Consider the following 25,354-nt stretch of genomic DNA (forward strand, 5'->3'; position numbering starts at 1 on the left):
AGGGAGCGGATGGGGACTCAAGCCAGAACCCGATGAGTCAGGACCGGCATGGATTGACGGACTCGCGCGCTCAGGGCGGTGTCGATCCGCGTAGTGGCCCAACCCGTGCCATCAGACACGCGAGCCACCACCATGCCCCAAGGATCCGCGATCAGGGAATTGCCATAGGTGAAGCGTGGCTCTCCTTTTTCTTCATGTCGGCCATAGGTACCGGATGCGGCCAGCCAGCACTGGGTTTCAATGGCGCGGGCACGGATCAGGGTTTCCCAGTGATCCTTGCCGGTCAGCAGGGTAAAGGCGGCTGGCAGCATGATCAGATCCGCGCCCTGTCGTCGCAAGGCCAGAAACAGTTCTGGAAAACGCACATCATAGCAGATCGCACATCCCACGGTCAGCGGACCAGCGCGATAGGTGACAATCTCCCGTCCTGCGCCATAGGTAGCACTTTCCAGATATCCCACCCCGTCCGAAGTCTGGACGTCGAACAGATGAATCTTGCGGTAGCGGGCCAGTTCGCGCCCCTCTGGATCAAAGGCGAGTGTGGTGTTGAACAGGCGTTCTTCCGATCCTGCCGGATCACGCTCACCGATGGAGCCGCCATGCAGATAGATGCCATGGCGACGGGCCGTATCACGCAGAAAAGCATAGGCAGGGCCGGTCTCCGCATTGCTGCCGGGGGCCGGCAGATATTCTGCCTGAGCGAATTTATCGGTCCGCTCTCCGCCCAGACAGGCCCACATTTCCGGCAGCACCACCATTTCCGGCCGTTCTGCTGCGACGGCAGCCTCGATCAATGTGGCCGCCTGTGCGATATTCGCAGCCCGATCATGGCCGGGATTCATCTGGATGACGGTGATGCGCATGGGCAGCTTTCTTCCCGGCTCTGTATAAGAGATGCCTTCTATAGCGGCAAACAGTTCAGGCTCACTCCCGGTCGAAGCGCGGCTCTGATCTGCTGAAACGGGTTGCCCCGTCCCGTGGCCGGCTGTTCTGGCGGGGTGTCCGCATATCATCCGCCCGTCGCCTGGACTCTCCACGCATCTGGCCATGCATCTGGGGCAGGTCATTCTCATAGTTGGGCGTGTCATAGGCCGATGGAGGAGGAAAATACTCCGCTTCCTGTGGGGCTGGCGGAATTGGCGGACGCGTGTATGCAGGGCGATCCTGCTCCTTTCGGATCACGGGAGGAGACAGATAGTTCAGCGCCATGTCGTCATATTGTCCGCGTATCGGCTCGGGCAGGCGCAGGGTCAGAGCACGAATTTCCCCCTGTATCTCGTCCAGCCGGGCTTCCAGATTATCCAGTCGGCTTTTGACGCCGAAAACGCTGAACGGCATCAGCAGAAAAACCAGCATATACAGCAGCGCCGGGACCAGAACCGCGAAGGTCAGCCAGGGAGGAGCCCAGTCGGGCAGGGAGAAAGGTATCGTCATGCGGTTGAATGTATCTGGAAATCAACCGTCTTTGCACCTCGTTTCAGAGGAACCGACAGGTTTTTACGCTCTTGATGAGTGCCGCGCCGGTTACTGGTGGGTCAGTTTCTCTACAAGCTGACGCAATTCATCGGGAAGCGGCTCTTCCAGAACACTGGCCAGACTGCCCTTGAGAGAGCGGCTGACCCATAGATCAAGGACATCCTGAGCCATTTTCGGTTTCCTGACACCACCCGAGGGGCGGGGAGTGCCTCCTTGCTGTAAAGGGTAGTGCGCCATCATAGGGTGATAAGTGCTGCCGATACAGTCGGTTGCACCCGACACTTTATTTCCTTGGCACGTTACATCAATCACATGATTAACCCGCCGAGGATGACAGATGCTTCATTTTCCGGGGGGCTGATAGGGTGTTGAGGGGTTTTCCGGTTTGATGCCGGCCCCCTGCAGGATGAAATGCATCAGGCTGCGGGCAAGGCATACACGATGTTGCAGGGCGATGTCCTTGACACGGATATTACCCTCAGTATGCCGAGACATCGCACCTGTCGTGACCCATCGCCGCATGATGTCGAAGCGCGGATACAGCGCGACACCATCCGGCACGGCGGCCTGCTCCAGCGCGTCCTCGTAAAGGGCAGGATCGGCATAGGTGTTCAGCAGGTGGCTGTAGGGCAGGTCAATCAGCACAATATCGGTATTGGCAGACAACAGACGCCCAACCCCGTCCTTCAGCGCATCATAATAGGCTGAAGGCGGCATATTCCGTTCCGCTTCCACAGTGCCGCTCTGCCACAGTGCGAGATCGTAATGGGCATCCTTCAGGATACTGGGTAGCCGGTCAGCGGTCGTCTGTACCTGTTCGCCGCGGGCGCCTTGCGGGCTGAGAAAAATCGTAACCTGCGGCAGGGCCTGTTTCAGCATGACCGCCGTCAGCCATGGGACGGCAGGCATGGCCTTGCCGGTCCGGCTGGCTGGTGTCCCCCATGGTCCCAGCGTGACGATGCGAATAAGATGACTGGTCTGTATGGCCTGCCGCACATGGGCAAGTTCACCCGGATCTTCTGCCCCGGCATCCGGGGGGCATTCGGCCGGTCCAGCAGGCAAGAGGGCCACATCCTGCGAGGTGATTTCCACGATGCTGGCCGCAAGCCCCGCCCCGTGCGGAGCATCATTCCCGCCCAGAGCAAGGGGTATCGCAAGGGGCATCGTGAAGAGCAGACTGCTACCGGTGGCCAGCAGCAGCACTGTCCAGCGTTTGGCCGGGAAGGAGAGAGAGAAAGCCTGTTTCATCACCGGATTCCTTCAGCTTCCTGCGCGGGTTTGGCAGCCTGGGCATTGCGGGTGGAGCGATTGCGGCTTTTGGCCTGATACCAGGCGGCGACCATCGCAATTCCCGCCAGAATCAGGGTGCCGGAGGCATTGACCCAGATTTGACGCCACAGGCCGCTTTCCTGCTCCATCAGCAGGCGCCCCATGAAAGACAGGAATATACCGCTGCAAAAGACCGGCAGAGAATGCTGTCCCGCCAGAATGAACGGTGCGGCGATCCTTCCCCGCAGCCAGTTGGCCGAGGCCGGGATCAGTCGCGCTGCCAGCCATGCCATAGCGAGAATGGAGGCGAGGCGCAGCGGATGCAGGCTTTCCTTGTCAATGGAGAAGAGCAGATGCGGCAGCGTGGCGGAAAGGTCATGGACCGTATCCGGCCAACGGGAAAGAATTTGCAGGCCTAGCCCCAGAATCAGCATGATGGCAGCCAGCGCATCAAGGCCGATTTGCAGGCTCCGCTGCCGGGGATGCGGAATGGTGGAGGGCGCATAGGCGACGATTGCGCCAATCATGAACAGCACCTGCCATGCCAGCGGATTGAAATACCATCCCCCACCGGTCCAGTTCGGCAGGATCAGCCCATCAAGGCGGGTGGCAGCATACAGCGTCAGAGACAGCCCCCCCAGCAGCCAGGGTCGTCTCAGAAGAGGCATCAGGACCGAAAAAGCCAGTAGCAGAACCACATAGACCGGCAGGATATTCATGTAGGCAGGCTGGTAGTGCAGCAGCAGCACATGCAGCAGCGCCCCGTAAGGGTCTGCCCCCAGCACATCCAGATTGATCTCATCCAGATAATCGGTACGGTCCATGAACTGGGCGGCATAGGTTACCTGGGCCGCAAAGACTACGAACAGGAAGATATGGGCGATATAAAGCGTCCAGGCCCGCCGGGCGCACTCGGCGGCGGCATAAAGCCAGCCGCTGCGATCCATTGCTTTTCCGTATGCCAGTCCGGCTCCGTATCCGGCCAGCATGACAAAGACTTCCATCGCGTCGGACAAAGCGATGTTTTTCAGCGTCAACTCGCCCAGCACATTGCCTGGCATGTGATCGACAAAGATCATCCAGAGTGCCACCCCCCGGAAAAAGTCGATCCTGAGGTCACGATTGAAGCGGATCAGATCCATGGCGGTGTCTTGTTCCACATGGCGGGTGGCCTCGGAAATGCTGGCCCATCCGTATCAGGCGGGCCGCCAGTTCATCCGGCGGCCCAACCATTGACGAAGCTGTAGCAACGCTTCCGTGGTGGGAATGGTGGCCAGTGTATTGCTGGTGGCGGCCCCATGAGCCAGCAGGCTGATGGTTCGGGAGTCCGCGAAAGTGGCCAGATCGGTCGCTGTGACGGCCTCTCCGGAGGCCCGGCGCCACAAGGCAATCGTTGCTGCCGGGGAAAGATGAGGCAGCACCAGTGTAAAGCTGAGGCGTGATGCCGCCATGGCGGCATTCAACGCGAGCAGCAGGGCCGGGCTGGAAACTCCTCTGATGCCGTGTTGTGCCAGAATTTCTCCGCATCGTGGAATGCCTGCCAGGGCCGGATCGCGTTCCGGTGCGCCATCCTCGGTCACGCAGTCGAGCGTGAAAAGAGGCTGCGCGACACTGCTCAGGGCCGATAGAGATTTATGGATCGCCGGGCCACGTAACAGAATGGCATCCACTGAACCATTGGCCAGAACCGAGCTGGCGGCCGCTGTATCCGTGATGCCCAGCACCGGCACCGGCTCAAGACCGAGCAGATCCAGTGCGAGCACAACCGGCATTTCAGGCCCGATAGAACCGGAAACGGCGATACGGGGGCGGCTCCCGGATTTCAGCGAGAAACTGTCGCGCCGACAGAGGACAACACCGGATACCGTTCCAGCCATAACCGGAACCCAGCCGGATGCATCGAAGTGGACCCGTGTATCTCCTGCAAGCCATGCGAGGGCGGCGGCACCGGGTGCCAGCAGAGCGGTCTGCCCATCCGGTGCGGTGCGGGCTTCAAATTGATTGGCGCCCGTCACGCCATCGGCTGCGCCTTGAAACACAATGGCGGGTCGTGCCGATCCGTTCAGATGCCCGCCAAGAGCATCCGCGACAGCATGCGCCAGCGGGGCCAGTGCGCCGTTTTCGGTTCCGGCAACCAGAATGGCCTGAAGATTTGAAGCAGTGCTCTGGGCACGGCCATAGCGGGGAATGGCCAGCACAGACCCTGGAATCGCCCCCATAGCGGCGCAGGATAACAGCTTGATCAGGAAGGAACGACGGGCCTGCCCTGTCAGCAGGGCGTCAGGAGAGCCTTCCCGGTTTATGATGTCTGACAATAACGGCTGATTGGTCTGTGGCACAGGGTTCCCCTACCTTCATGACTGAAGTGGAGGAGGGCCGGCCCAGCCCGGTCTCCTCACGGCCCGAAGTATTTGCCTTAACCGAGTTGTGTGGTGACAGCAAACGCTCCGGGGAACGCGAAAGATATTGTCATCCGTTTTCAGGCGAAAACACGGCGCATCTGCCATGAATTCGCCTGAAATCAGGATATAAATGACACATCATCAGAAAGCGGGATCAGTCCTGATAATCAACCAGCGTTTCGCATGGAACGTTCAGCCGCTCGCGGCCTTTCAGGAAACTGAGTTCGATGATGGTGGCGGCAGCGGCGACGTCAGCGCCGATTTTGTGTAGCAGGTCGATGCCGGCCGCGAGTGTCCCGCCTGTTGCCAGCAGATCATCCACAATGACCACGCGCTGTCCCGGTTTGATCGCGCCTTCCTGAATTTCCAGACGGTCGGTACCATATTCCAGCGCGTAATCCAGACCGATGGTTTTGCCCGGCAGTTTGCCGCGCTTGCGCAGCATGACGAAGCCGCAGCCCAGCTTCAGCGCCAGCGGGGCGGCCAGCAGGAAGCCACGGCTTTCAACCCCGGCCAGTATATCAGGATGATGAACGCGCACTCGGTTGGCGAGTCGGCCCATGGTGACCTGCCAGGCATCTGCATCTGCCAGCAGGGTGGAGATGTCGTGGAACAGAATGCCGGGCTTTGGAAAGTCCGGAATATCCCGAATATACTTCTTGAGATCCATGCGCGCGGGCCTTGCTCTTCGTCCAAAATTTTACCTGCCCGGACCTGTCGCATGGCGCAGGTGCGCCTTTCTAGCGGTAACCGCGGGCGCGCTTCTATAGCGGTAACTGCGAGGCGTTTAAATGCAGGATGTGATCCTGTCAGACCGGTTATCGCTCTCCGATCAGCCGGCAATGAACAGGAATGATCTGCCCGTTCTGTCTGGGCAGCAGACCCTCATGGCTGGAGCAGTCGAGAAGATTGTCGGGGCCTGATCGTCTGGCCGAATAGACATTGATCAGAATCCTGGCAGAGTCCGGCATGATTCTGTCGAGATTTTTCTTCTGAAAGCCCCTCCCGGAAATAGTAGCGCGGCCGCCAGTTGCAGAGAGGGTCGTTTTTTCCTGACCAAGAGCAATTTCCCCTTCCGTGGCCTCTTTTTGAGTCGCTGGGGTGGGGAGGCCATCATAAAAGACGGCAACGGTAATGGCCTCATGGCGCCCGAGCAGCGTTTGCCGAGCCAATGGCGAAAGGGTGACATCAACCGCAAAGGGAACAATAGGCTCAGGGCCATTTGCATTGGCCATGCTACCGGCCATCAGGCATAGCAATGTCATCGCTTTGACAGGATATAGTATCATAGGAAAAGCCCGAACCATGTGATGGGGTCCATCGAACATGCGGGAAAGAAAATCGGCTGGTCGGAGTGAGAGGATTCGAACCTCCGGCCCCTGCGTCCCGAACACAGTGCTCTACCAGGCTGAGCTACACTCCGGCCGAGGCCGGGCGTATAACCAAACTCCTGTGATCATGCAAGATGCCTGGGCATAAAAGGTGATCGTAAATCTCTCTTGTCCCTCCCCCCTTTCTGGATGTGGTTGTTATGCGAGTTTAAAGAAAAGCCTCCGCTATGGGCATTCACATGCGGCGGTGGATATCATGGCGAACAAGGGAGGCGCCCGCACTGGTCTTGACCAGTGCGGGCGCTGTCATTGAGATCAATGATGGTTCAAGTTGGTTCGCAGGTCTGGTATCCACTTTGATACATCCCCGGCATGATGGCACATCTTGGGTATAAAATGTGCTGTTTCATCATAGATGTAACCGTAATCATCAAGAATGCTCAGCCGGAGCAGATCCTTGCGGGGAATAGCTATGCCTGAGCAGTTAGCTGCTGCTGCGCGGTTGGAGAGAACACGCATTTCTACTGATCGAGCATGTCCCCAGGAAGCACCTGTGATGAGTGGAACGATTATGAAAGCCGACGCCACAGAAGGCGCAAATTTTCCGGGCAGGCAGTCCAATGCATATATTGCGATGCCGATAAAGAAAGGCACCAATATAGGTGCTTCGTGAAAGTCGCTAAATGCCCATGCGACTCCAAGGCTTTCTCTGCCAACGGTAAATTCTGCCGTCCATAATAACGGTATTACGGTTAATACAGTACCAAGGCGCTTTTCTATTGTGTTAAAGGTCAGGGAGCGGGTGAATAGAAACGCCCAGACTATAAGTGAAATTGCTCCTGCAATGAGGGCAAACGACTCATTTTGATTACCAAATCCACCCCCGATCATTTTGGTGAAATACATCAGGTGTTCAAAAAGGCTGGTAACCTTTTCTGATTTTGTAATATGTATATTAGGCACAAGCATAGTCAGCCATACAGCAACAAGAAAAAGAATGGCATGTAACAAGCCAATCAACAGGCCCTTGCGTATTTCTTTGGAGCGCAGCGAAATCATGACAAAATGTGCGCCACTTGCAAGCCACAGAGCGCCGCCTTGAGCTTCAGATCCTGTTGCAAGCAGACATATAATGAAAATGGCAGGGTAGGCGCGGAAACCATAGCGTTCGATCAATAGAAGCGAGCATGCCAGCATAGCTAGATCTAGATACCACCATATCTGGAAGCTCCATAGCAGGTAGCTTGTCTGTGATGGATTGAGAAGTGGCAGGGTAACGGTCAGAATGGTCAGGAATGGATAGGTCTTTATGATGGTTGATTGACGAAGTGCAAACCAAAGCATGATACCACTCGACAGCAGAAGAATGGCATTTTCATAAATAAGTGCTTTCATCCAGATTTCAGTCGCTTGCAGGGTTGCCATAGCGACGACCAGATGAAATGCAATAAGATGTTCGTTGCTACGTGCCTTGATCAGATCGATTAAGCCTGCATTTCCAGAAGAAAAGAAGTTAATATATCGTAGAAAACCATAATCATCATTAGATGGCCATATTGGCCCATAATGATAAACCCATGCAAATAAAATGATTCCTGTTATAAAAAAGGTTGAAATAATCATTATTTTCTGAATAATTTTTTGTGTATGCATAATTTTTCCCTTTATATTTTTCTATTATTGAATGATGGAAGTAAATTTCCAATTTATATCTGTAAAAATAGCATCAAGATTTCATTTTTTTGTAAATTCCGGTGGCACGTCTTTTAAAGACGATCCAAATCGCCATTTTCTTTTTCCGGCATCTTTTGTAGCCGGTCGAGAAGCGCGGACACATCTGGCACGACCTCATACAATCGCTGGCAACTGGCATCGGCGAAGCCATCTTCTATGGCGGTGTCCAGCACCTTAATCAGGGCATCGGCCCAGCCATCAATGTTACAGATCAGGATCGGCTTATCGTGGAGGCCCAGCTGTCTCCAGGTCACGATCTCGAACGTCTCATCGAATGTACCGAGGCCGCCGGGCATGGTGACGAACGCATCCGCCAGATCGAACATGTGTCGCTTGCGTGTATGCATGCTGTCCGTCACGATCATGTCCATGACCTTTTCATGCATGACCTCCTTCTGACGCAGGAAGTCGGGGATCACGCCGGTGACTTTGCCGCCTTCGGCCAGCACGCCATTTGTGACGGCCCCCATCAGGCCGATCTTACCACCGCCATAAATCAGTGTGATCCCGGCCTTGGCCAGTCCACGTCCCAGCGCCAGGGAGGCTTCGTACCAGACCGAACGATTGCCAGTGCGGGAGCCGCAGAAAACGGCGACCGCTTTCACAGTGGGGTGCGGAGTGGCGGTAAGAGGAAGCCCGTTCATGCCGGCGTCTTTCAAGAGTGGCTCCTGTATTGAGCAATGTCCAAAAGAAATAAATCGAAGGATCAATCAGCCCCCGAATTGCCGCAAGAGCAGGAGTGTCAGCAGCAGGGCGCACAGCAGCACCAGCGCTGCCATGCCTGGTCCGGCAAGTTTGGGTGTTCTGGTGGCGGCGGGCAGGCGTTTTTTACCGCTGATGAACTGCCGTAACGGGCTTTCCCCGGAGATATGCCCGGCGATCAGGAGCAGGAGCAGATGCAGCGCAAACAGCGCACCGAGAACGATCAAGGCAACACTATGGGCAAAAGCGGCGTTGGCAGCTTCCTCCGGCGGAAGCAGACGGAAAAAAGGATCCGATGGTAAGGCACATAATCCCGTCAGGCACGCCCCTGACAGGGCCAGCAGTATCACCAATATGAGCCATCCCCCTGCAGCACCATGGCCGAAATCGGGGCGTGTGGCCTGACCGGGGCTCGAAGCCATGAGGCGGGTTGGCGCGTGGCGTTTTGTATTCCGCTTTTCCACCCCGCTCAGCGGCGCGACGAGGAACGCGCTGAATCGGGAGGTCTCGCTCCCCGCGAATCCCCAGCCAAGACGGAACAGCAGCAGAAGAAGCAGCGTCTCTGCGGTCCAGCGGTGAATGTCAGGCCAGCCCTCGACCCAGCTCAATGCCAGCAAGGCTGCCAGAAGAGTGGATGCCCCATGAAACAGGCGCAGAGGCGCATCCCATACTCGCATCGATAGCCGAATACCACTCGCCGATTTCATGCTCTATCCGTTTGTTCAGGCCGTTTATTCAGGGTCGAAACCGCGGCACCTTGACGCAAGGCAGCGCATCACGCGATCCCCTTTTGCGACAAGTTGACCGTTTTGTGGAGGCCAGCACCGCATGGCAATCGCGGCATCCCAACCGCCGGGCCTGCTTCAGACGATACCGGGTGGTCCGGTGCCCTATGCGCTGGTTCTGGCGGCCCTGATACCATGGTTGTTGCGGCGGGGGGCAGCATGGTCCGGCCTGAACGGTCTGGCAACGATCGGGGGCGGTGCCGCCATGCTGGCGGGCTGGCTGCTGTTGGCACCCGTGCCGACGCCTTCTTATACAAGTGGCAAAGCCGTTTCATTATTCGAGTCGCTGCTGCTGTTGGCGGTTGTGTCTACTCTGCTGCTGCCATGGCGATTACCATCCTTCCTTTCCCGTGCTGTGACCGCTGTCAGTGCAGGGAAAAGCTGGGTGCCCCTTATTTCCCGTGGGCTTCTCCTGCTGGCAGCAGGCTGGTGGCTGACCCGTGTGAGCGGGATTCCTGTGAGTATCGCCAGATGGGCGACGTTTGCGTTGGCTGGTACTGGCGCTGTTCTGTTGCTTGATGGCTCCATGCGCCAGAGGGCAGCAGGGCTGCTGACGGCGGCGACCTGTCTGGCTCTGACGCTGGACGCATGCCGTGTGACGAGCCCGGTGGGGCTGCGATGGTCCGGTCTGGCATGGGTTGTGGCGGCGGCGGCGCTGGGAACATGGTTCGCCGGGGGAAGAAGGGAGCGGCCTGCCGGCGTCAAACGCCCGGCTGCGGGCAAAAAAACGTCGAACGCTTCTCGTAGCACCGGGAAAAAACTCGTGCAGACCAAACCACCTGCCTTGTCCCTTGGGGCGGATCGGGTGGAGCAGGCCGACCATCCTCTGCGGCCGCTTCAATATGCCGCGGCGACACTGATACTGGCCGTGGCGCTGGTCGCCCTGCATCCGGGCGGAGCATCTGTTGCCCCGCTTTCCCGAGCCGGATATGCGGCCGGGCTGATCTGGCTTCCCCCCTGGATAGGCCTGTCCTTATACAGCCGTTTCCAGCGGAAAGGGCGACTACTGAAACCGGAGCCGGTTGCAGCCACGATGGCTGTCCTGCTGACTGCGTTGGCGACCTATTCAGCAGCAGCCTTGGCCGGTTTGCGATAGGCTGGAGTAGTGTGAAACCCCTCTCGCTTGCCCCTCTATTCAGAAGGTTTCATAACCGTACGCTCCATCCCCAAAGGGAAGTCTGCCCAGATGTCCATGGTTCAATCTGTCAAAATGGTTCTCGCTCCTCCGCATCCGGCGGCGCGGCCATTCCTGATCGGCGGTGTGGCTGTCGCGTTGGTCGGACTGTTTCTGTCCCACTGGATCGTTTGGCTGGGTGTTGCCTTTACGCTGTTCTGTCTGTTCTTCTTTCGTGATCCGGAGCGTGTGCCGCCGGGCCGAACGGGGCTGGCTTTGGCACCGGCCGATGGTCATGTCGTATCCGTGGCCCCCGCCGTTCCTCCGCCGGAGCTTGGACTGGGGGATACGCCGCGCTGGCGGGTAGCGACCTTCCTGTCTGTGCTGGATGTGCATGTGAACCGTATGCCGGTGGATGGGACGGTCACGAAAATCGCCTATCGGCCTGGTAAATTCGTCAATGCGAGCCTCGACAAGGCCAGCGAGGATAATGAGCGTAATGCGCTGGCCATCCGTATGCCGGATGGACGCACAGTGGCGGTGGTGCAGATTGCGGGGCTGATTGCCCGCCGTATCCTGTGCGATGCGCGGGAGGGCGATGTGGTGAATGCCGGAGCACGTTTCGGCATCATCCGCTTCGGCAGTCGTACGGATATGTATCTGCCTGAAGGCGTGGTACCGCTGGTTACGGAAGGGCAGACCATGATCGGGGGCGAGACCGTGATCGCCGATCTGACGCCATGAGCGGCGACGAAACATCGGCAAGACCGCACGGAGACGCGGCAAGGCATCCGCGCTTTGCCAAATCACTCGGCATGCGCCGCCGTCGCCGGTTGCGTCGTCGCCCGCGTTTCGCGGGGCCTTCTTTCAACCGGATCATTCCCAATCTGCTGACCCTGCTCGGGTTGTGTGCCGGCCTGACCTCCATGCGGCTGGCGCTGGAGGGGCGGTTCGGATGGGCGGCGGTGGCCATTTGTGTCGCGGCCTGCATTGACGGTCTGGATGGCAGGTTGGCACGGCTGCTGAGGGCCACCAGCCGCTTCGGGGCTGAATTCGACAGCCTGTCCGACTTTCTGTGCTTCGGGGTGGCTCCGTCTTTCGTGATGTATCTGTGGTCGTTACGCCCGGTTCATGGATTCGGCTTTGTGCCGTGCCTGATGTTCGCGGTCTGCATGGCGCTGCGTCTGGCGCGGTTCAATGCTGCGCTGGATGAGCCGAAGGACTCCAGCGTCAGTAAACCGGCCTATGTGCAGAATTTCTTCACCGGTGTGCCGGCGCCGATGGGGGCTGCACTGGTGTTGTTCCCGCTGTTCATCGGGCTGGAAGCGCGGGAAATGGAGTGGCCGGGCCTGCTGGCATTGTCGCATTCCCCGCTGTTCTGCGCCCTGATCCTGATCGGCACGGCCTTGCTGCTGGTGTCTACACTGCCGGTCTGGAGTTTCAAGAACTTCAAGGTACCGTCGCAGTATGTGCTGCCGCTTTTGCTCGGCCTGACGGTTTATATTGCTTTCCTTGTGGCGGATCCATGGGCTGCACTGGCCGCGTTTGGAGTGCTCTATGCCGCCATGTTGCCCTTCAGCGCCCGCAGCTTCCGCCGTTTACAGAACGAGGCGCTGCTGGAGGATCAGGAGGTGACGGAGGCGGAAGGGCAGGGGAACGGTGTCAGCGATTCCGGCAGATAAAGCGGATGATGGGGGCAACCATCGGCTGACAGGCGCAGGGCGTGGGGCGCGATTCCCGCGTCACGCAGCATGCGCATGACAGCAGGCCCACGTGACTGGAGCGGTTTCAGCTTTGGCCGCCCATAAGCGAGAACGACCAGATCGGCTTCATCGGCCATGCGCAGCAAGGCTGCATCATTGCCTGGTCCAACAGGATCACTGACCGCGGCCAGTTGAAGCTGATCGGTCGCACGATAACCGAATGTATTGCCCACCAGCAGCGTTCCATATCCCCAGCGCCGGGCATAGCGGCCGCATTTGGCCACACTCGGGTCATCATGGGTGGGAATGGCGGTAGAGGGGTTCATCATAATGAACATGACCACAGGTGCAGCCTTGTCCCAGCACCGTCGCAATTCGTAACGATAGCAATTGCCGGGGCCGTCAAAAACAGCATTGCCGATGGTGCCGGATGGCAGGCGCAGTAAACGTTTCCCGCCTGGATCATGCTCAGGCAGGGAAGAAGAGGCGGGAGGACGGCGAGCGATGATAGTCATGGCCCTGTTCTGCCATGCAAAGCAGCCGCAAAAAAGGGGGCTGTGTGCCCCCTTTCCCGATATGTCTTATTTTACATTTTTACCGATATAGTCTTTGAGGTTGCCAAGGCCGGTCTTGATCATCGTGGTCATGGCACTGACGGCGGCGGCATCGTTCAGATTATCCGGCGGCTCATTGCCGGTATCGCCACGATAGAAGCGGCCATCCCAGGTGATTTTCGATCCGCTGCCATCCGGCGTGACCGTCAGCTTCACGTTATAGGAGCTGACCGGTAGAGCGGTGACATCGTCATCGACGCGCCGCCAGCCGATCTGCTTGGCATTTTCATCAATAAAATCAAGACCTTCGACAATCTTTTTGCCGGATTTCAGGGTCAGGGTGCGTTCCTGCCCCTGATCCTTATCGTTTTTGAAAGTGACTGCGGTGAACTGGGAATCCCACTTTCCGACTCCACCGAAATCCTTGACGATCGCCCATACCTTGTCCGGCGGGGCCGACACGGTGACGGATTCGTCCACCTTCTGCGGCGTAGGGCCGTGCGCATGCGCGGTGAGGGGCGAAATCAGGGAAACGCCGAGAATCGCGCCCATAAAAAGCCGTCTTTTCATCGAATAACCCTCTTGCGAAGCATGTGAGCATCACGGCTGTACGCAAGCTCGAAGAGCACGCAAACCTCATGAAGAGGGTTGTTATTGAAAAGCAGAATAAATCGGGGTTTTTTCTATTATTATATGCATATTATGCAATTATGTGTTCTTATTTATAACTTACTAAAAACACTATATGCTTGATTTAGACAATAAGTCCTTAATTGAATTTTGCCTCTAGGAAGTCGACGAAACCCGTTCATACGATCCGCCCAACGAAACGGGAGGAGACGAAAAGTCGATGCGCAAATCCAAAACAGGACTGCTCGCGTCTGCATCGCTCTGTGCGGTGTTGGGCGTTGCCGCTGGCGCTACGTCCGCCATGGCTGAGGACAAGCTGATCGAGCTGTCCAAGAGCAACGAAAACTGGCTGATGCCGGGCCGTACCTATGAGGCCCAGAACTACAGCCCGCTGAAGCAGATTACCACGAAGAACGTGAAGGATCTGAAAGTCGCGTGGACTTTCTCTGATGGCGTTCTGAACGGCCACGAAGGTGCGCCGCTGGTCGTCAACAATACGATGTATGTCACGGGTCCGTTCCCCAACCGCACCTTTGCGCTGGGTCTGGACAATCCTGGCCGCATCATCTGGGAAAACAACCCGAAGCAGAGCGCCAATGCCCGTTCTGTGGCCTGTTGTGACGTTGTCAATCGTGGCATGGCCTACTGGCCAGGTGACAGCAAGACCCCTGCTCTGATCTTCAAGAACCTGCTCGACGGTCGCCTGACGGCGATGAACGCCAAAACCGGCGACGTCGTTTGGCAGATGGAAAATGGCGACATCAAGGTGGGTCAGACGGAGACCCAGGCTCCTTATGTCGTGAAAGATCTCGTGATCACGGGTAGCTCCGGCGCTGAGCTGGGTGTTCGTGGTTTCATCACCGCCTATGACGTGCATACTGGTGCACAGAAATGGCGCGCTTATGAAACTGGCCCGGATTCTGATCTGCTGCTGGCGAAGGATTTCAACATCCACAACCCGCAATACGGTCAATTCGGCCTCGGCACAGAGACCTGGCAGGAAGAAACCTGGAAGATCGGCGGTGGCACAAACTGGGGCTGGTATGCATATGACCCCGGCACCAACCTGATCTATTACGGCAGCGGCAATCCGGCTCCGTGGAACGCTACGATGCGTCCGGGTGATAACAAGTGGACGATGACCATCTTCGGTCGCGATGCTGATACCGGTGAAGCCAAGTTCGGCTATCAGAAGACCCCGCACGATGAGTGGGATTATGCCGGCGTCAACGTGATGATGCTGTCCGAACAGAAGGATAAAGACGGTAAGCTGCGCAAGCTGCTGACCCATCCTGACCGTAACGGCATTGTCTACACCCTCGACCGTACAAACGGTGATCTGGTTTCCGCCAACAAGATCGACGACACCGTTAACTGGGTGAAGCATGTTGATCTGAAGACCGGTATTCCGGTTCGCGATCCTGAATACGCGACCTATATGGATCACAAGGGTCGTGACATCTGCCCGTCCGCGATGGGCTATCACAATCAGGGCTTCGACAGCTATTCTCCGGAAAAGCAACAGTTCTTCCTGGGTGTGAATCACATCTGCATGGACTGGGAGCCGTTCATGCTTCCATACCGTGCCGGTCAGTTCTTCGTCGGTGCGACGCTGAACATGTATCCGGGTCCGAAGGGCAATCGTCAGACCTATGAAGGTCTGGGTCAGATCAAGTCCTACAACGCGATCACCGGTCAGTTCAAATGGCAGAAGATGGAACGCTTCGCTGTTTGGGGTGGCACGATGGCTACCGCCGGCAACCTGGTATTCTATGGAACGCTTGATGGCTTCATTAAGGCTCGTAATCAGGATACCGGTGAGCTGCTGTGGAAGTTCAAGCTGCCGTCCGGCGTGATCGGTTACCCGATCACCTATGAACACAAGGGCACGCAGTATGTCGCCATCTACTACGGTGTTGGTGGCTGGCCCGGTGTTGGTATGGTGTTCGACCTGAACGATCCGTCTGCCGGTCTCGGTGCGGTTGGTGCCTTCAAGGAACTGGCCCATTATACTCAGCAGGGTGGCGGCGTGTTCGTGTTCTCCCTGGGTGGCAAAGGCCCGTATGACGATCCGAAGGTTGGCGAGTACGCCAACTAATCGGGTTCGCCTGTGAAGAAAGGCCCGCCATGATATTTTTCGTGGCGGGTCTCACAGCTTCAGCAATCGAATGGTTTTACGATGCGCTATCGTCATATGAACAACCGGCGTCGCTATGTTGCGGCATCAGCTTTGGGTGCATTGTTTGCAATGTCCGCCACAGTGCAGCCCGCACGGTCCGATACGACTGGAAGCGCGTCTTCCGGGCAGGATACGCAGAAGACTTTGCGAATCTGCGCCTCTACTAAACAGGCTCCGTTCTCCGAACCTGGAGCAACAGGTATTGAGAACAAGATTATGACTGCGGTTGCGGAGGCAATGGGCCGCAAACCGGTTTTTGTCTGGACTGATCGGCCTGCCATTTATGCTGTGCGTGACCAGCTTTACAAAAATACCTGCGATGTGGTTGCGGGCCTGGATGAAGGCGATGATCGTGTTCTGACAACGAAGCCCTATTATCGTTCCAGCTATGTTTTTATCACTCGTGAGGATGGTAAGGCGCAGCCGAAGGACTGGAAGGATCCGGCGTTCGAGCATATCTCCAAAATTGCCGTTGCGTTTGGCTCGCCCGGCGAGCTGATGCTGCGTCAGATCGGTAAATACGAAGATAATCTCAGCTATCAGCAGTCTTTGGTTGGTTTTAAATCTCCTCGAAACCAGTATGTTCAGGTTCCATCTGACAAGATAATTTCCGAGGTTGCATCCGGTAATGCCGATCTCGGAGTTGCGTTTGATCCGGAGGTAGCACGCTATGTCAAGGCGTCTCCGGTAAAGCTGCGCGTCACTGTCATTCCCGATAATGCCACTCGCTCTGATGGCCAGAAAGTGCCGATGCACTATAGCGAGGTCATGGGTGTGCGCCGGGATGATGCGGCGTTGCAGGCAGAGCTCGATGGTGCTCTGGAAAAGGCCAAGCCACAGATCGCCAATATTCTCAAGGACGAGAATATTCAGACTCTCGCGCCTAATTCCTGAGAACTCTTAAAGACCGATAGCTGTGTAATATCGAGACGCACAGCCGAGAAGAAATGGAACGAACCCTTGACGTTTAAATATATCCTGAATGGAACTCTGGCTGCCTCCCTGTTTGCGGCTGCTTTTGCGGTTTCTGTGCCTGCGCATGCAGGTGATACGCCTGTTCCGCCCAGCGCCCTCAAATTCACCAACACGGTCAGTGGTGATCCACTGGACCTGAACGACTCCCTGCCAGATGGGCGTGATACGCCTGCCGTCAAGCAGTTCCTTCAGACCGGGCATAACCCATACAATCTGATTGAATCCTGCCTTCCCAACGGCAAAAGCCTGTGGCTTTCTGCCTGTTCCGGTTGTCATGGCGGAGAGATGGAGGGCAAGGTTGGTCCCTCTCTGGCTGATGACTACTGGACTTATGAGACGAACAAGACCGACCAGGGCTTGTTCTCCACGATCTTCGGTGGCGCGAACGGTATGATGGGCCCGCATAATCAGGATCTGACCATGGATCAGATCCTGCGCGTGATGGCCTGGATTCGTTTCCACTATGAAGGCCCGAAGCACACGGATGAAGACATGCCGTGGCTGACGGACGCTCAGCGCAAGAGCTTCAAGCTCTTCAAGAAGGAAGATGAGGCCAAGTTCCCCGCCAGCGAGGACGCAAAAGCCTGCAAGCTTCCCGGCTAACCATCCAAACCAAATCAGGAGGAAGTCATATGTTCAAGAGAATCATCCAGGGAACCCTGGCAGCGGCCCTGATCGCCGGTGCGGCTGGTGCTTCCGTTGCTCATGCCGCTTATGACGGCACGCATTGCAAGGCGCCGGGCGTGTGCTGGGAGCCGGAACCCGGTTATCCGGCAATCCTGAAAGGGTCCAAGTACGACCCGCATCATGATCCGAAAGAACTGGCGAAGCAGCAGGCTGCTCTGGACGCTCAGGAAGCCCGCAACAAGTTGCGTGTCGAAAACTTCGTCAAGACCGGCAAGTTCGAGTTCGATGTGAACAAGCTGCAGGGTCAGGGTAACTGAGGTCTCTGACTTTTATGTCAGGATCAATGGCCGACGCCAGCGCCGAGGCTTTTAGCCTCGGTGGTTGGCGGGAGCGTGCGATTGCGTTCGAAGCGGCAGTGTCTGGTGCCGTTCTGGGACAGCAACGTGTCGTTCGTCTTATGACCATCGCTATTTTGGCACGGGGCCACGTGCTGCTCGAAGGCGATGTGGGTGTCGGTAAAACCACTCTTTTAAGAGCTGTTGCAAGAGCGATTGGCGGTCCATACGAGCGTGTCGAAGGCACGATCGATCTGATGCCTGGTGATCTGATTTACCATGCAGCCATTGGCGATGATGGTAAGCCTAGGCTGGAGCCGGGGCCGGTGCTGCATCATGGTGAAGATCTGGCCGTTTTTTTCTTCAATGAAATCAATCGTGCCCGTCCGCAGGTGCATTCCCTGCTGCTGCGTCTGATGGCTGAGCGGAGCGTAACGGCGTTTAATCGCGAAATTCTGCTGCCGCATCTTCTGGTTTTTGCAGACCGCAACCGTCTGGAGCGTGAAGAAACCTATGAGCTGCCTGCTGCGGCCCGCGATCGTTTCTTTATGGAAATCCCGGTTGAAACCCCTGCCGATGATACCATTAGGCGACAGCTGATCTTCGATCGTCGTTTCCACGATGTGGACAGTCTGATCGGTGCGGTTGAGACCAATATTCTGCCTCATACCACACTGGATGGGGTGGCAAGGGCTATTCAGGCCCGTATCCATTCTTCAGATGCGTTCGAAGCGTATGTGGTACGGCTTTGGAATGCTCTGCGCTATCCCGGTCAGCATGGCATCATGCTGGATGGTGTCGATATGGATCGTCTGGTGCAGGGAGGTGCCAGCCCGCGTGGTCTCAGCTATCTGGTGCGTGCGGCCAGGGTCAATGCCTTCCTCAATGGGCGCGATATGGTCGTGCCGGAAGATCTCCGTGCCGTGTTCATGGAATCCATGGCACATCGCATCTTCCTTGATCCACTCTATGAACTTCGACGGGAGACTCTGGTGCCGGCGCTGTGCCGTCAGGTGCTAGAGCGCGTTCCGGCCCCGTGAGCGACGCAATGCCGGCGTTCGATGACGCCGCGTTGCCTGATCTGGCCTATAAAGTGCGTTGGCGAGTGCCGGGGGCCAGACCCGGCAGTCACCGGGGCCGCCAGAATGGCAGCGGAGGGGAGCTGAGGGGATATGTTCCCTTCTGGTCCTCTCCCGACACACGGCGTATCGACTTTGCCCGCTCGGCGAAGGAGCCGGACGGCACGCTGATGGTCCGCCAGATTGAGCAACGCAGCGCCATTGATGTCTACGTTATCGCCGATCTGTCGGCGTCGATGGATCCGACCGAAGATGGTGCACGCCGCGCCGAAATTGCCAAACTGGTGAAGGCTCTGTCACAATCAGCCCGCAGAAGCGGGGATGCGTTCGGCTTTATCGGTTTCGGGGAAACTGTAATGCGGGACGACCTTCTCAAGGCTTCCCGCGTCAGGGGAGCAGAGCAGGCTGTTCTTGAGCGTTTGCAGACGGAGCCGCTGACGGCACGCAACATCAATGGCCTGAAGGATGTTGCTGCCTATCTGGGTACCCGCCGGCGTCTGGTGTTGCTGGTGTCTGATTTTCATGCCCCGCGATCAGTGCTGGAACCGTCATTGGCGGCGCTGGGGCGTCATGACATCGTCCCCATTGTTTTGCGGGATCGGCGCGAGCGCGAATTGCCATCCGGTTTTGGCTTTATCCATGTGCGGGACGTGGAAACCGGGCAGCCGCGCAGTCTGCTGTTGCGTCCCGCTCTGCGTCGACGATGGTCGCAGGCGGCAGCCGAGAATATGCGGATGCTGGGACAGTTATTGTCTACATATGGCCGGCCTCCTTTCTTTGCCTGGGACCGGATCAATTACGAACGCTTGAGCGAACATTTGCTGGCAGGCTGAGATGAATGCTTTTTCGCACAGATCGGCGGTTGCGTTGCTGTTGGCAATAACAGCTGCGACCGTACATCCCTCCTGTCCCGTCAGGGCGGCCGACATGACGCATCATGATGCCGCCATGAAAGGTGCTTCTCTGGCATTTCATCCACCTGATCGTCTGTTCGGCTATTATATCGGGGATGTTCTGGACAGTACGGTCGATATAACCCTTGCCAAGGGTGAGGCACTCGACCCGTCTACCGTGCCGACACCCGGCGATATCAATTACTGGCTGACCCTGCGCAGGGTCGACGTCATCCGGCACAAGCGTGCAGATGGTGGAGAACAGGTTCGGCTTACTCTACAATATCAGACGTTTTATGATCCGTTGGAACCAAAGAAATTGCCGGTTCCCGGCTTTACACTCGTGATCCATGGGGCGGGAGCGGACAGAAAACTCAGCACGCCAACATGGCAGTTCTTGAGTTCGCCTATCCGCGAAGTCAGCCCTGGCGAAGATGTCGATGCCAGTTTCCTTCAACCGGATCATTGGCCGCCACTGCCGGATGTCACCATCCCACGCAGGGCTACGTTGGCGGCGCTGGGTGTGGCGCTGCTGTCTCTGATCTGGCTCGGCTGGCTCTCGGGCTGGTTCGGCACGATATTGCGTCGGCGGTCACGGCCTTTTGGATTTGCGGTCCAGCAGATTCGCCGGGAGCGTGGTCGGGAGGAAAGGGAAGCGTATCGCAACGGCCTGAAAGCCTTGCACGAAGCTTTCAACCGTACCGAAGCTGGTCTCGTTCTGGCCGAGGATGTGCCGGGTTTCATCACCCGCCATCAGCGTTTTGCCGGATTGAAGGTAGAGATCGAGCAATTTTTTGAAGCGTCGAGACGCTGCTTTTATGCATCCGATGTTGTGCAGGCGATGCAATCTTTTCCACCGCAAGCAGTCCTGGCACTGGCGCGTCAACTCAGACGGTCTGAACGCGCATGATGCATCTCGCCATTGATAGACCATGGGTCTTGCTGGCGGGATTGCTGGCATTGTGGCCGTTATTGGGCGCCGGCTTCCGCCGGGTCGCTTTTCCATCCGTCATGGTGGTTCCGGCGGATCGTCTCTCTGCTGTGGTGGTCTGGGTTCTGCGTGCGCTGGGGGCGATGGCGATCATCGCGGTGGTGTTGGGGCTGGCCGGTCTGCATCGGGAAAAGCTGACGATCCAGAAAGTCGGTCAGGGTGCACAGATCATGCTGTTGATTGATCGCAGCATCAGCATGGACCAGACCTTCGATAATCAGACACCGAATGCCGCCAAGGAATCCAAGACTGATGCGGCCATTCGTCTGGTGAAAGATTTTTTCCGTCAACGCCCGCATGACCGTTTTGGTGTTGTGGCGTTTTCAACATCCCCCATTCTGGCAATGCCTTTGACCGAGCACCGTGCAGCGGTAGAGGCCTCTCTGGATGCCATGAGGCGTCCCGCCATTGCCCGCACCAATATCGGTCGTGGCCTGTCGCTCGCTTTCGCGCAGCTTCAGAACAGTTCTCCAGATGCGGCGCGTGTGGTTCTGTTCGTATCAGACGGTGCAGGTGTCATCGATGGAGAATTGGAGCCTCGGCTTCATGCCGAGGCTGTAAAGCTCGGTGTCCATATCTATTATTTATATCTCCGCACGGAAGGCGATCCCGGCTTGCATGCGGCAGGCGAAACGGCGGATGCTGATGCCCCTGCAGCGTTGGATGCATGGTTTTCCGGTCTGGGTGTGCCATACAAGGCGTTCGAGGCTGATAATCCGAATGCCCTGAAATCCGCTGTTGATACCATTAATCGACTGGAAGCAGCGCCTATCATCTACAACGAATATGTGCCGCGTGAGGATTACAACCGGTTCTGCTACGGTATTGCAGCGCTGGTTCTCGCGGTTTTATGCATGGCACGATTTCTGGAACGCGATCTGTATCGCGGCAGGAGGGCGGCATGATAAGCAGAATACAATGGTTGACGCCCGGCAGAATCAGAATCGCTTTGGCATGGCTGGTGTTCGGCGGGGCTTTGGGAGTTGCCGGATGGCAGGGGATGCACTGGCAGCGCGCCCTGCGTGATACGCATCTTATGAAGCAGCTGCGACATCGCAATGATGTGGCCATTCCCGCCAATGCGGCGCCCGAGGTTTATGTGGCCCGGGGACGCTACCTGCTGGAAATGGGCAAATACGAGGATGCACGGTCAGTGCTGGAGCATATGCAGCATGCTCCTCCGCATCTGCGTGCGATGCTGTCTTACGATATTGCCAACACGATGATGCGGCGGGCTATCGACGAGATTGATAATGATGCTCTGGAGAAAAGCATTCCGCTGGTGATCAGCGCCAAGCAGGATTATCGTCGTGCGTTGAAAGATGATCCCCTGAACTGGGATATGAAGTTCAATCTGGATGTGGCCATGCGGATGGTGCGGGATTTCCCCGCTGCCGAGCAGGAGGAAGGCGATTCCCTGCCTGCGACCAAAAAATTGTGGCCCAACATGCCGGGTCAGCCGCAGGGATTACCCTGATGGCAACGCCGCGTATTCTTTCCTGGCCTGCCGCAGGTGATCCAAGGTTCTGGTTGAGTGCAGGCGCTGTTTTCCTGTTGGTCCTGGCAGTCATTTTGCCGCGCGTTTACCATACAGGTCCGTCTTACCGCATGGTTGCCGTGGTCGATATCACGGGCAGTATGAATACGCGGGACCAGATGCTGAATGGTCAAGTCGTCAGCCGTCTGGACAAGGTGCGGCATGATCTGAGTGATTTTGTCGGGCGACTGCCGTGTGGATCCCAGTTCGGGCTGGCGATTTTTACCGAGCGTCGCCCCTATCTGGTGGTTGAGCCCGTTGAAACCTGCGCGAATTTTCCAGCTCTGGACGATGAGATCACGCATCTGGACTGGCGCATGGCATGGGAAGGAGACAGCCATATTACGGAGGGGCTGTACCGCTCGATCGTGCTTGCGCATGATCTGAATGCCGATCTGATGTTCATGACGGATGGGCAGGAAGCCCCCCCGCTGCCATGGACTGGACCGCCGCCTTTCGACGGGAAGAAAAACATTGTCAAAGGGCTGATCGTCGGTGTCGGGGGGCTGACGCCCACGCCGATTCCCAAATACGACGATCATGGCCGTCAGGTTGGATTCTGGAGGCCGCAGGATATTCCGGCAGAAAACGAGGCGGCACCGCCGCCGCCGGATGCGGAAAACCGTGAAGGATACAACCCCCGTAATGCGCCTTTTGGCAATGTTGGCGGTAATGCATCAGGCTCATTATCGGCGGTGGATGAAAAACACCTGCAATCACTGGGAACAATAACCGGCCTCGACTATTTTCATCTCGGCACAGGCGATCTGAATGGCGTTGCTGAAAAGCGGATGACGAAACGTCCGGTCAGGCAACGGGTGGAAATTTCATGGATTCCTGCTCTGCTGTCGCTTGTGGCATTGGGTTTATGTTATCTTGTCCTTCCCGTATTGGGTGTGGTCGCGGTCTGGCGATCCCGTGCGCAGGCCCGGCGGCGGCTGGAGGACAGAAATGCAGGAAGAGACAGCAATAAGGCGTCCTCTGTGGCGGTCAATCCTGCTCCCACGGCCCTTTACCGCGCTTAAGCATTCTATCAAGGCCCGTCTGATCGTGCTGCCGCTGGTTATTCTCGCGGCAGCAATTCTGTTTGTCATCGGCGTGGTCCTGTTCGATTCCAACAAGCGGATCGAGCAGGAAATTCAGTCCGGCACAGAACTGGGCGACATGCTGATTCACTATGCATTGCGCAGCCTGGGCCATTCTGGCGATCAGGATGCTGAGATCGAGCATTTGATTTCCGATCTCTCAAACATTCGCCATGTAATTTTTATCTATGTGCCTTCCGGGGCCACGCCGCCTCATGCGGCTCCGCCACTTGTGGAGAGCGGGGCACCCGCATGGTTTGCGGGATGGTTTCATGTTCCACGTCCCGTTCGTTCCTTCCCGGTGCAGATTGAAGGCGTATTTCGTGGCGATATCGTGATGGTTGGCGATCCTCACAACGAAATTGCCGAAATCTGGGAGGAGCTTAAGTTTCTGCTCGGATTGCTGGCTTGCGTATCCTTGATGATCATGGCGGCCATGTTCTGGACCGCCCGCTATGCGCTGAAGCCGATCAGCACGCTGGCGGAGGGCTTGCAGCGTATGCGAGCCGGCCAGTTCGACGCGCTTCCACCTCTTTATGTGACGGAGCTGAAGCCTATTGGGGAGCGTTTCAATCAGCTTGCCGAAACGCTCCGTGCGGTGCGCGGCGATAATGAGCGTCTGCTGGAACAGATGGTTTCATTGCAGGAAACGGAACGTCGTGAACTGGCCCGTGAGCTGCACGATGATTTTGGCGCTACTCTGTTCGGGGCTCGTGCAGAGCTGGCTACCTTGTTGCTGGAAGCCCGCAGGCAGGGCGATGCAGGGCAGCCCATTATCGAGCGCGCTCATGCTGTCGCGAGATTGATCGATCAGATTCAACAGCAGAATGGCCGTATTCTGGAACGGCTGCGTCCGATGGCGCTGGATCACATGGGGATTGCCGATGCTATTCGGGATCTGATGACCCAATGGCAGGATCGCTATCCGGAGATGGAGTGGTGGCTTTCCATGCCACGTGATCTCAGGATAGAAAATGATCAGATCAACCTGGTTCTCTACCGGACTGTGCAGGAATGCCTGACCAATGCTGTGCGACATTCCTCGGCCGAGCGGGTCGATGTCACTCTGTCATGGCATGATGGGGCGTCAGGACATGGTTCAGCGCGCCGTCTGCAGCTTCTGGTAAAAGATGATGGCACTGGCCTGCCGGAGCATTTCCGGATGGGGTTTGGATTGTTGGGAATGACGGAGCGGTTGCGGCAATGCGGGGGCGAGTTGAAAGTGCGGAACAATCATCCGCATGGCACTCTGGTGGAAGCAGTTATGCCGGTTGCAGCCGTGCAGAAGGAAACAGCGGAATGACGCAGCCGATGATCAAGGTTCTGGTTGTGGAGGATCATCCGCTGGTGCGTGCCGGATGCCATCGCGTGCTGAGCCGCCGGGACACGCTGGAAGTGCTGGAGGCCAGTTCCGGTCAGGATGGTGTTGCCATCAATGCTGCACAGAAACCGCATGTCATCATCCTCGACATCAACCTGCCGGATAGCAATGGCTTCGATCTGCTTGATGATCTGCTGAGTGATAATCCTGATGTGCGTATTATCGTTCTCAGCATGTATGGCGATACGCATTTCGTACGCCGTGCGCTTGATCGGGGCGTCAAAGGATATGTCACCAAGAACGACGATCCGGAGACAATCCTGCTGGCCATTGATCAGGTGATGAATAACGGCGTCTATCTGGGGCAGGTGGTGGCGCAGTCTCTGGCTCTGGGAAGGCTGATGCCGGATTCCAATGTGGCCGCTGAGCTGTCTGTCAAAGAAAAGCGTGTGCTGGAACTGCTCGGCGATGGGTTGAGCCTGTCGGAAATCGCTTACGAGCTGGGCGTCAGCTACAAGACAGTGGCCAATATGAGCGGTGCTCTGCGCACCCGGCTTAAAATTCGCACCGGGGCAGCGCTGGTCAAGTTCGCAGTGGAATGGAAGGCGCGTACCCAGCCGTAAAGGCAAAAA

Annotated in this window: 28 protein-coding genes and 1 tRNA gene; 15 read left to right on the forward strand and 14 right to left on the reverse strand. The window is 57.1% G+C overall.

What is annotated here, in order from left to right; genetic code table 11:
* Positions 1–17 precede the first annotated feature (17 nt).
* The 12 genes from GBCGDNIH1_RS14065 to GBCGDNIH1_RS14115 all read right to left on the reverse strand — a co-directional run bounded on the left by GBCGDNIH1_RS14065 (position 18) and on the right by GBCGDNIH1_RS14115 (position 9,621).
* Positions 18–863 carry a carbon-nitrogen hydrolase family protein gene (locus GBCGDNIH1_RS14065; RefSeq protein ID WP_011631038.1) on the reverse strand — a complete coding sequence of 282 codons (846 nt, stop codon included), beginning with the start codon at positions 861–863 and terminating at the stop codon, positions 18–20.
* 61 nt (positions 864–924) lie between these two features.
* Positions 925–1,434, reverse strand: a complete 510-nt coding sequence (locus GBCGDNIH1_RS14070; RefSeq protein ID WP_011631039.1) for a hypothetical protein — start codon at positions 1,432–1,434, stop codon at positions 925–927.
* A gap of 90 nt (positions 1,435–1,524) precedes the next feature.
* Complete coding sequence (locus tag GBCGDNIH1_RS25055) at positions 1,525–1,647, reverse strand: hypothetical protein (protein WP_257786266.1); 123 nt, start codon at positions 1,645–1,647, stop codon at positions 1,525–1,527.
* 171 nt (positions 1,648–1,818) lie between these two features.
* Complete coding sequence (locus GBCGDNIH1_RS14075; protein WP_025318124.1) at positions 1,819–2,724, reverse strand: hypothetical protein; 906 nt, start codon at positions 2,722–2,724, stop codon at positions 1,819–1,821.
* Complete coding sequence (locus tag GBCGDNIH1_RS14080; protein ID WP_011631042.1) at positions 2,724–3,905, reverse strand: OpgC domain-containing protein; 1,182 nt, start codon at positions 3,903–3,905, stop codon at positions 2,724–2,726. The genes GBCGDNIH1_RS14075 and GBCGDNIH1_RS14080 overlap by 1 nt, the downstream gene beginning before the upstream one ends.
* 36 nt (positions 3,906–3,941) lie before the next feature.
* Positions 3,942–5,084, reverse strand: coding sequence for a hypothetical protein (locus GBCGDNIH1_RS14085; RefSeq protein WP_011631043.1), 1,143 nt, complete (start codon positions 5,082–5,084; stop codon positions 3,942–3,944).
* A 217-nt stretch (positions 5,085–5,301) separates the two neighbouring features.
* Positions 5,302–5,817: an adenine phosphoribosyltransferase gene (locus GBCGDNIH1_RS14090; RefSeq protein ID WP_011631044.1), complete on the reverse strand. Its 516-nt coding sequence runs from the start codon at positions 5,815–5,817 to the stop codon at positions 5,302–5,304.
* A 148-nt stretch (positions 5,818–5,965) separates the two neighbouring features.
* Positions 5,966–6,436, reverse strand: coding sequence for a hypothetical protein (locus GBCGDNIH1_RS14095; RefSeq protein WP_157691962.1), 471 nt, complete (start codon positions 6,434–6,436; stop codon positions 5,966–5,968).
* A gap of 57 nt (positions 6,437–6,493) precedes the next feature.
* A tRNA-Pro gene (locus tag GBCGDNIH1_RS14100) sits at positions 6,494–6,570 on the reverse strand.
* A gap of 223 nt (positions 6,571–6,793) precedes the next feature.
* On the reverse strand, positions 6,794–8,131 hold the full coding sequence (locus GBCGDNIH1_RS14105) for a hypothetical protein (protein ID WP_011631045.1): 1,338 nt from the start codon (positions 8,129–8,131) through the stop codon (positions 6,794–6,796).
* Between the two features lie 113 nt (positions 8,132–8,244).
* Positions 8,245–8,856, reverse strand: coding sequence for a TIGR00730 family Rossman fold protein (locus tag GBCGDNIH1_RS14110; protein ID WP_050748379.1), 612 nt, complete (start codon positions 8,854–8,856; stop codon positions 8,245–8,247).
* A gap of 66 nt (positions 8,857–8,922) precedes the next feature.
* Positions 8,923–9,621 (reverse strand): cytochrome b/b6 domain-containing protein, encoded by a 699-nt coding sequence (locus tag GBCGDNIH1_RS14115; RefSeq protein WP_011631047.1) that lies wholly within the window; start codon positions 9,619–9,621, stop codon positions 8,923–8,925.
* A gap of 121 nt (positions 9,622–9,742) precedes the next feature.
* Here GBCGDNIH1_RS14115 and GBCGDNIH1_RS14120 point away from each other — a divergent pair, with 121 nt between their 5' ends.
* The 3 genes from GBCGDNIH1_RS14120 (at position 9,743) to GBCGDNIH1_RS14130 (ending at position 12,495) form a co-directional block, all read left to right on the forward strand.
* Positions 9,743–10,795: a hypothetical protein gene (locus tag GBCGDNIH1_RS14120; protein ID WP_011631048.1), complete on the forward strand. Its 1,053-nt coding sequence runs from the start codon at positions 9,743–9,745 to the stop codon at positions 10,793–10,795.
* Between the two features lie 90 nt (positions 10,796–10,885).
* Positions 10,886–11,557 (forward strand): phosphatidylserine decarboxylase, encoded by a 672-nt coding sequence (locus tag GBCGDNIH1_RS14125; protein ID WP_043452650.1) that lies wholly within the window; start codon positions 10,886–10,888, stop codon positions 11,555–11,557.
* The gene (locus GBCGDNIH1_RS14130; RefSeq protein ID WP_011631050.1) at positions 11,554–12,495 is read left to right on the forward strand and encodes a CDP-alcohol phosphatidyltransferase family protein; all 942 of its coding nucleotides are present in this window, start codon (positions 11,554–11,556) and stop codon (positions 12,493–12,495) included. Before GBCGDNIH1_RS14125 ends, GBCGDNIH1_RS14130 begins: the two co-directional genes overlap by 4 nt.
* On the opposite strand, the gene GBCGDNIH1_RS14135 is transcribed toward GBCGDNIH1_RS14130, so the two are convergent.
* Both GBCGDNIH1_RS14135 and GBCGDNIH1_RS14140 read right to left on the reverse strand, forming a co-directional pair.
* Positions 12,438–13,031, reverse strand: coding sequence for a DUF1643 domain-containing protein (locus tag GBCGDNIH1_RS14135; protein ID WP_050748380.1), 594 nt, complete (start codon positions 13,029–13,031; stop codon positions 12,438–12,440). The genes GBCGDNIH1_RS14130 and GBCGDNIH1_RS14135 overlap by 58 nt on opposite strands.
* A gap of 66 nt (positions 13,032–13,097) precedes the next feature.
* A complete protein-coding gene (locus GBCGDNIH1_RS14140; protein WP_011631051.1) occupies positions 13,098–13,640 on the reverse strand; it encodes an SRPBCC family protein in 543 nt (180 codons plus the stop codon).
* A 280-nt stretch (positions 13,641–13,920) separates the two neighbouring features.
* Here GBCGDNIH1_RS14140 and GBCGDNIH1_RS14145 point away from each other — a divergent pair, with 280 nt between their 5' ends.
* From GBCGDNIH1_RS14145 to GBCGDNIH1_RS14200, 12 genes are all read left to right on the forward strand, one after another.
* Positions 13,921–15,798 carry a methanol/ethanol family PQQ-dependent dehydrogenase gene (locus tag GBCGDNIH1_RS14145; RefSeq protein ID WP_011631052.1) on the forward strand — a complete coding sequence of 626 codons (1,878 nt, stop codon included), beginning with the start codon at positions 13,921–13,923 and terminating at the stop codon, positions 15,796–15,798.
* 81 nt (positions 15,799–15,879) lie between these two features.
* Positions 15,880–16,773: a methanol oxidation system protein MoxJ gene (gene moxJ, locus GBCGDNIH1_RS14150; protein ID WP_011631053.1), complete on the forward strand. Its 894-nt coding sequence runs from the start codon at positions 15,880–15,882 to the stop codon at positions 16,771–16,773.
* Between the two features lie 66 nt (positions 16,774–16,839).
* Positions 16,840–17,457: a cytochrome c(L), periplasmic gene (gene moxG / locus GBCGDNIH1_RS14155; RefSeq protein WP_011631054.1), complete on the forward strand. Its 618-nt coding sequence runs from the start codon at positions 16,840–16,842 to the stop codon at positions 17,455–17,457.
* A gap of 29 nt (positions 17,458–17,486) precedes the next feature.
* A complete protein-coding gene (locus GBCGDNIH1_RS14160; RefSeq protein WP_011631055.1) occupies positions 17,487–17,798 on the forward strand; it encodes a methanol dehydrogenase [cytochrome c] subunit in 312 nt (103 codons plus the stop codon).
* A 26-nt stretch (positions 17,799–17,824) separates the two neighbouring features.
* Positions 17,825–18,856, forward strand: a complete 1,032-nt coding sequence (locus tag GBCGDNIH1_RS14165) for an AAA family ATPase (RefSeq protein WP_025285913.1) — start codon at positions 17,825–17,827, stop codon at positions 18,854–18,856.
* An 8-nt stretch (positions 18,857–18,864) separates the two neighbouring features.
* The gene (locus GBCGDNIH1_RS14170; protein WP_011631057.1) at positions 18,865–19,728 is read left to right on the forward strand and encodes a DUF58 domain-containing protein; all 864 of its coding nucleotides are present in this window, start codon (positions 18,865–18,867) and stop codon (positions 19,726–19,728) included.
* A gap of 94 nt (positions 19,729–19,822) precedes the next feature.
* Positions 19,823–20,698 (forward strand): nonribosomal peptide synthetase MxaA, encoded by an 876-nt coding sequence (locus GBCGDNIH1_RS14175; protein WP_157691963.1) that lies wholly within the window; start codon positions 19,823–19,825, stop codon positions 20,696–20,698.
* Positions 20,695–21,684 carry a vWA domain-containing protein gene (locus GBCGDNIH1_RS14180; RefSeq protein ID WP_011631059.1) on the forward strand — a complete coding sequence of 330 codons (990 nt, stop codon included), beginning with the start codon at positions 20,695–20,697 and terminating at the stop codon, positions 21,682–21,684. The genes GBCGDNIH1_RS14175 and GBCGDNIH1_RS14180 overlap by 4 nt, the downstream gene beginning before the upstream one ends.
* Positions 21,681–22,256: a hypothetical protein gene (locus tag GBCGDNIH1_RS14185; RefSeq protein WP_011631060.1), complete on the forward strand. Its 576-nt coding sequence runs from the start codon at positions 21,681–21,683 to the stop codon at positions 22,254–22,256. The genes GBCGDNIH1_RS14180 and GBCGDNIH1_RS14185 overlap by 4 nt, the downstream gene beginning before the upstream one ends.
* On the forward strand, positions 22,256–23,341 hold the full coding sequence (locus tag GBCGDNIH1_RS24735; RefSeq protein WP_011631061.1) for a VWA domain-containing protein: 1,086 nt from the start codon (positions 22,256–22,258) through the stop codon (positions 23,339–23,341). The genes GBCGDNIH1_RS14185 and GBCGDNIH1_RS24735 overlap by 1 nt, the downstream gene beginning before the upstream one ends.
* Positions 23,268–24,704, forward strand: a complete 1,437-nt coding sequence (locus GBCGDNIH1_RS14195; protein WP_025318137.1) for an ATP-binding protein — start codon at positions 23,268–23,270, stop codon at positions 24,702–24,704. The genes GBCGDNIH1_RS24735 and GBCGDNIH1_RS14195 overlap by 74 nt, the downstream gene beginning before the upstream one ends.
* Positions 24,701–25,345: a response regulator transcription factor gene (locus GBCGDNIH1_RS14200; RefSeq protein ID WP_011631063.1), complete on the forward strand. Its 645-nt coding sequence runs from the start codon at positions 24,701–24,703 to the stop codon at positions 25,343–25,345. Before GBCGDNIH1_RS14195 ends, GBCGDNIH1_RS14200 begins: the two co-directional genes overlap by 4 nt.
* Positions 25,346–25,354: the final 9 nt, after the last annotated feature.

This window comes from Granulibacter bethesdensis CGDNIH1 (assembly GCF_000014285.2).
GTDB lineage: Bacteria > Pseudomonadota > Alphaproteobacteria > Acetobacterales > Acetobacteraceae > Granulibacter > Granulibacter bethesdensis.

Excerpts from the sequence above, each read along its gene's own strand:
- GBCGDNIH1_RS14195 (WP_025318137.1), top strand. The coding sequence starts at position 23,268 with ATGCAGGAAGAGACAGCAATAAGGCGTCCTCTGTGGCGGTCAATCCTG.
- GBCGDNIH1_RS14185 (WP_011631060.1), top strand. The coding sequence starts at position 21,681 with ATGATAAGCAGAATACAATGGTTGACGCCCGGCAGAATCAGAATCGCT.
- GBCGDNIH1_RS14160 (WP_011631055.1), top strand. The coding sequence starts at position 17,487 with ATGTTCAAGAGAATCATCCAGGGAACCCTGGCAGCGGCCCTGATCGCC.
- GBCGDNIH1_RS14090 (WP_011631044.1), bottom strand. The coding sequence starts at position 5,817 with ATGGATCTCAAGAAGTATATTCGGGATATTCCGGACTTTCCAAAGCCC.
- GBCGDNIH1_RS14070 (WP_011631039.1), bottom strand. The coding sequence starts at position 1,434 with ATGACGATACCTTTCTCCCTGCCCGACTGGGCTCCTCCCTGGCTGACC.
- GBCGDNIH1_RS25055 (WP_257786266.1), bottom strand. The coding sequence starts at position 1,647 with ATGGCTCAGGATGTCCTTGATCTATGGGTCAGCCGCTCTCTCAAGGGC.
- GBCGDNIH1_RS14110 (WP_050748379.1), bottom strand. The coding sequence starts at position 8,856 with ATGAACGGGCTTCCTCTTACCGCCACTCCGCACCCCACTGTGAAAGCG.
- GBCGDNIH1_RS14105 (WP_011631045.1), bottom strand. The coding sequence starts at position 8,131 with ATGCATACACAAAAAATTATTCAGAAAATAATGATTATTTCAACCTTT.
- GBCGDNIH1_RS14170 (WP_011631057.1), top strand. The coding sequence starts at position 18,865 with ATGCCGGCGTTCGATGACGCCGCGTTGCCTGATCTGGCCTATAAAGTG.
- GBCGDNIH1_RS14120 (WP_011631048.1), top strand. The coding sequence starts at position 9,743 with ATGGCAATCGCGGCATCCCAACCGCCGGGCCTGCTTCAGACGATACCG.
- GBCGDNIH1_RS14140 (WP_011631051.1), bottom strand. The coding sequence starts at position 13,640 with ATGAAAAGACGGCTTTTTATGGGCGCGATTCTCGGCGTTTCCCTGATT.
- GBCGDNIH1_RS24735 (WP_011631061.1), top strand. The coding sequence starts at position 22,256 with ATGGCAACGCCGCGTATTCTTTCCTGGCCTGCCGCAGGTGATCCAAGG.
- GBCGDNIH1_RS14125 (WP_043452650.1), top strand. The coding sequence starts at position 10,886 with ATGTCCATGGTTCAATCTGTCAAAATGGTTCTCGCTCCTCCGCATCCG.
- GBCGDNIH1_RS14180 (WP_011631059.1), top strand. The coding sequence starts at position 20,695 with ATGATGCATCTCGCCATTGATAGACCATGGGTCTTGCTGGCGGGATTG.
- GBCGDNIH1_RS14175 (WP_157691963.1), top strand. The coding sequence starts at position 19,823 with ATGACGCATCATGATGCCGCCATGAAAGGTGCTTCTCTGGCATTTCAT.
- GBCGDNIH1_RS14145 (WP_011631052.1), top strand. The coding sequence starts at position 13,921 with ATGCGCAAATCCAAAACAGGACTGCTCGCGTCTGCATCGCTCTGTGCG.
- GBCGDNIH1_RS14065 (WP_011631038.1), bottom strand. The coding sequence starts at position 863 with ATGCGCATCACCGTCATCCAGATGAATCCCGGCCATGATCGGGCTGCG.
- GBCGDNIH1_RS14200 (WP_011631063.1), top strand. The coding sequence starts at position 24,701 with ATGACGCAGCCGATGATCAAGGTTCTGGTTGTGGAGGATCATCCGCTG.
- GBCGDNIH1_RS14135 (WP_050748380.1), bottom strand. The coding sequence starts at position 13,031 with ATGACTATCATCGCTCGCCGTCCTCCCGCCTCTTCTTCCCTGCCTGAG.
- moxJ (WP_011631053.1), top strand. The coding sequence starts at position 15,880 with ATGCGCTATCGTCATATGAACAACCGGCGTCGCTATGTTGCGGCATCA.
- GBCGDNIH1_RS14095 (WP_157691962.1), bottom strand. The coding sequence starts at position 6,436 with ATGATACTATATCCTGTCAAAGCGATGACATTGCTATGCCTGATGGCC.
- GBCGDNIH1_RS14115 (WP_011631047.1), bottom strand. The coding sequence starts at position 9,621 with ATGAAATCGGCGAGTGGTATTCGGCTATCGATGCGAGTATGGGATGCG.
- GBCGDNIH1_RS14130 (WP_011631050.1), top strand. The coding sequence starts at position 11,554 with ATGAGCGGCGACGAAACATCGGCAAGACCGCACGGAGACGCGGCAAGG.
- GBCGDNIH1_RS14165 (WP_025285913.1), top strand. The coding sequence starts at position 17,825 with ATGGCCGACGCCAGCGCCGAGGCTTTTAGCCTCGGTGGTTGGCGGGAG.
- GBCGDNIH1_RS14075 (WP_025318124.1), bottom strand. The coding sequence starts at position 2,724 with ATGAAACAGGCTTTCTCTCTCTCCTTCCCGGCCAAACGCTGGACAGTG.